The 3,891-nt window shown below is 68.3% G+C and carries 4 protein-coding genes; 2 read left to right on the top strand and 2 right to left on the bottom strand.

The window, feature by feature from the left end:
- Positions 1-433: 433 nt before the first annotated feature.
- The gene (locus ACIGXM_RS14840) at positions 434-622 is read left to right on the top strand and encodes a helix-turn-helix domain-containing protein (RefSeq protein ID WP_396560725.1); all 189 of its coding nucleotides are present in this window, start codon (positions 434-436) and stop codon (positions 620-622) included.
- 58 nt (positions 623-680) lie between these two features.
- Here the strand turns inward: ACIGXM_RS14840 and ACIGXM_RS14845 are convergent, their stop codons facing one another.
- The gene (locus tag ACIGXM_RS14845; protein ID WP_396560727.1) at positions 681-1,835 is read right to left on the bottom strand and encodes a tyrosine-type recombinase/integrase; all 1,155 of its coding nucleotides are present in this window, start codon (positions 1,833-1,835) and stop codon (positions 681-683) included.
- Between the two features lie 85 nt (positions 1,836-1,920).
- On the opposite strand from ACIGXM_RS14845, the gene ACIGXM_RS14850 reads away from it, so the two are divergent.
- A complete protein-coding gene (locus ACIGXM_RS14850; RefSeq protein WP_396560729.1) occupies positions 1,921-2,292 on the top strand; it encodes a phage tail protein in 372 nt (123 codons plus the stop codon).
- Positions 2,293-2,510: 218 nt separating this feature from the next.
- Here the strand turns inward: ACIGXM_RS14850 and ACIGXM_RS14855 are convergent, their stop codons facing one another.
- On the bottom strand, positions 2,511-3,659 hold the full coding sequence (locus ACIGXM_RS14855) for an MFS transporter (RefSeq protein WP_396560731.1): 1,149 nt from the start codon (positions 3,657-3,659) through the stop codon (positions 2,511-2,513).
- Between the last annotated feature and the right edge of the window lie 232 nt (positions 3,660-3,891).

A 3,891-nucleotide genomic window follows, 5' to 3' on the forward strand; every position in this document is an offset into this window, starting at 1 on the left:
CTCCGCCACCACGCCCGTGGCCCCAGCCGCGCCCACTCGCCACTTTCGGCATCACGTGATCAAACCGGACAGATCCTCGGAACGACACCGCCCTGGGAACAACCCTGCAAATCGCCCCGTCCAGCCCCACGGGGAGCACCCCCGGTGGACAGCCGGTGGATGGACGCCTTTGGACGGTGCAACACGGGGCGGCACGGGTCAACCTGCCGCACGTGCTCTGATCAGGCAAAACGTCACGAGACGGCACGGTGCGGCACCACGCAACACGATCCCGGTTGGTCTCGTAATGCGTAGGCCTCGGGTTCAAATCCCGAGAGACGCAGACGCGGCCTCCCTCCGTTACCACGGGCCTTCCGGTTCATCCAACCCGGCGAGTTCGGGAGATTGTGCTGTGCGGCTCGCCGATTGAGCCCGTGAGCACCCTGGAGGGTTCGTGTCACCGCAGTTCATGGATGCCAAGCAGACTGCCCAGTACCTCAACATGTCTCTCTCGTGGGTGTATCGCGACGCCGCTCAGATGGGATTGGTCGGGTACAAGTTCGGCCGAGGACGAAACGCCAAGTTGCAGTTCAAGGTCTCCGAGGTACAGGCCTGGACCAGGCAGCAGCGAATCGCTGGCTGAGGCCGGTCGAGGGCCCCTCTCCAACCAGTCGTTGGTTGGAGAGGGGCCCTCGGCGCGCTTAGGCGGCGAGGCTGAGGTCGAGGACCTGGGCGGCGCGGCTGATGGAGCCGGGCATGAGGTGGCGGTAGACCTTGAAGGTGATATCGACGCTGCGGTGGCCCATCCACTCCGCGACATCGGTGATCGGTATGCCGTTGCTCAGGCAGTTCGACGCGAAGAAGTGGCGGAGCCCGTAGAGCACCATCCCTTCGGGAATGTCGGCCTGGCCGGACTTCTTGATCCTGCGCCACTGGCGGTCGATGACGTGGTGTGGAAGAGCCCGGGTGATGTCCTTGGGATTGCGAAGCAGGTAGCCGTCCACGGTTCCGTACGTGTCGGCGTACCACTCGATGGAGTGCCTGGTACGGGCCGGCAGCGGAACGTCGCGGTACTCACCGACCTTGCGGTGCTTCAAGCGCGCGTAGGCATTGGTGGCCTGGTTGACCTGTTCGGTGATCCGGTAGACGTCGTCGGCGACGATGTTGTTGATGTTGACGGCGAACGCTTCGCCATTGCGCAGACCGCAGCCGCTCATGAGGTCCGTGACCAGGCGGAAGGCGTCGTTGCCTGCGCTCCGGATCTGTTGCAGCTGGGCGACGGATGGGATGACCGCACGCGTGGGGTCGTACTGAGGTGCCTTGACCCCGTCGAGGGGGCTGTCCTCGTAGAGGCCGAGCCGGTGCGCATCCAGCAGAACGGTCTTCAGGGTGATGAACGCGTTGGTCTGGGTGGCCACGCCGATGCCGTTCCGCTCCATGGTCTGGATGAACGCTTCGACGACCTTGTGGTCGAACGTTCCTATGCGGCGACTGCCGAAGGCGGGCAGGAGGTGGTTCCTCAGGAGGGAGTTGAGGTTCCGCTGCGACGTGGGGCTCAGGTCACGCTGGCCTTTGAGCCACTCACTGACATAGTCGGCGAATTGCATCACCCCGTACTTCTGGATGCGCTCGGCCTTGCGCTGGCTCTGCGGGGAGTTCTTCCGCGCATGGTAGACCTCAGCGAGACGGGTCTTGGCCTTGTCCTGAGTGGCGAAACCGGACTCTTCCGCCTGGCGGCCCGCCGCGTTGCGGTACCTGATCTTGTACTCGTGAGGGCACTTGCTCCAGCGGGACTCGGGGTGCTCGCACTCCTTGAAGAAGCTGCCCATGCCGCGGATGAGGCCTGTGGTTGCCATGTCGGTCGGAACCTCCGGGAGTCTCGCTGACGTTTTGCTGACCCCGGATGGTCGATCATGCCCCTGAGCTGGGAGGAAACGTCACTTGCGTGATAACAAGAACAAGTACGACCACGTCTTCACCGTCCAGCCCGCGAGCGAGGCGCCGGAGGTGCTCGACTCGGTGACCCGGATCCTCTCCGAGGAGCGCGGCATCGTCATCTGCGCCCGCCCGCTCGAGGTGACCTCCTTCGAGGTGGGCGGATTCCGGATGGCTTACGTGTTCTACGAGTCCGGTCTGGCGGTCAACGTGATGTACGGCATCGAGGACGGAACGAAGCGCGCGGTGGGGTTCAAGCTCTCCGAAGGCATGGACGTTCCCGAGGAACTGGCGTCGAAGTTCAAGTTCGCGCGTCAGAAGTCGAAGCTGGCCGGAGAGATCCGTGGCTCCTTCTTCGTGATCAAGGGCGAGTACTGAGCGCCGTCCGCGTTCCTCGCCACTGTGTCGAGTGGGAACTCGCGAAGAGGTTCGCGGAGCGTGAACGGGCTGCGAGGCTCGAGGGACGGGAGCGCGAGAAGGCGGAACGGGAAGCGGGCCGGCAGCGGCAGGCGTAGGTCCTGGACTCCCAACCGGGGGTGTGCCGGCGGTGTTGTGTGATGACGAGGTGCCGTCCGCCACCGGTGCGCGTCGTCCTGTCAGGTGGCCGCCGCGGGACGCCGCCGTACGGCTGTCGCGCCCAGCAGGAACAGCACGACCCCGCACACCTGGATGGCCACCAGCCCGGCGAACGTGCGGGTGAGGCCGGCCGACTCCACCGCCGTGCCGGCTACCGCCAGGCCCAGGGTGCCGCCGGACAGCGCGCTCGCCGCGATCACGGTGAGGGTGGCGGAGCGCAGCGGTGCCGGGATCGCGGCGGTGCGCACCGCGGCCATCGGCGCGTTCGACAGGCCGTTCAACACGCCGACTACGGCCAGGAAGACGGCCAGCGAGACCGGTCCGAGGGGGAGGAGCAGGGCGAGGAAGGCGATGCCCTGGCCGACCCGACCGAGCACGGCCAGGCGCAGGTTGGAGAGCCGGCGCAGCGCGGGCCCGACCAGGAAGGTACCCAGCAGCGCACCGCCCCCGAAGGAGCCGAGCAGGACGCCGGCCAGGGCCGACGAGCCGTGCCGGAGCAGCACGAAGACCGGGATCAGTGCGAAGAGGGCCTGCCAGGCACCCTCCCCGAGCACCTGGGAGAGCGTCCAGCCGCCCAGCAGTCGGTCCTTGACCAGCACGGCGAAGCTGTCGCGCAGTCGGCCGCGGCGTGGCGGCGCCGGGATGGGGAGGTCGCGCGGCAGGCCCCAGCGCAGCAGCAGCGCGGAGGCCAGGAAGCTGAGCCCGTCCAGGAACAGCACTGCCGGCGCGCCCAACGCGGCGATCAGCAGGCCGGCGGTCGGCGGTCCGAGCAGGATGGTGAGGCGGGTAGCGCCCTGGAGACGCGCGTTGGCCTTGCTGAGCAGGGTCTCGTCGTCCCCGACGACCGCGGGCAGGATCGCCTGTTGGCTGGCCACGTAGGGGGCGAAGAAGGAGCCGACCGCGAAGAGCAGCACCATGAACACCGGCATGCTGAGCAGGCCGACCGCGTGCAGCAGTGGCACCAGGGCGATCAGCGGCGCGCGGGCGGTGTCGGAGAAGAGCAGCACCTTCCGGGGGCCCAGCCGGCCCGCCAGGGTGGCGCCGAGCAGTCCGAAGACCGCGACCGCGACCATCTGGGCCGCCATCACCCGCCCCATCGCGGCCGGCGACCCGGTGCTCTCCAGCACGAACCACGGCAGCGCGACGGCACTCAGCTGGGAGCCCGTCATCGACAGCACCTCCGCGCACAGCAGAGTCCTCAGGGTGCGCACCCGGCCGGCGTCGGGTACCGGTGTGGGTGGCGCCGCAGGAACCGTCGATCCCATGTCTTGCCCTTTCGGTTGATGAAGTCCTGGTGTCCGAGCGCCCCGCCCGGGCCGGGGGGGGGGGGGGGGGGGGGGGGGGGGGGCCGGCGGGCGGGGGGGGGGGGGGGGGCCGGCGGGGGGGGGGCGCGCGGGGGGC

Source organism: Kitasatospora sp. NPDC052896 (assembly GCF_044547075.1).
Lineage (GTDB): Bacteria > Actinomycetota > Actinomycetes > Streptomycetales > Streptomycetaceae > Kitasatospora.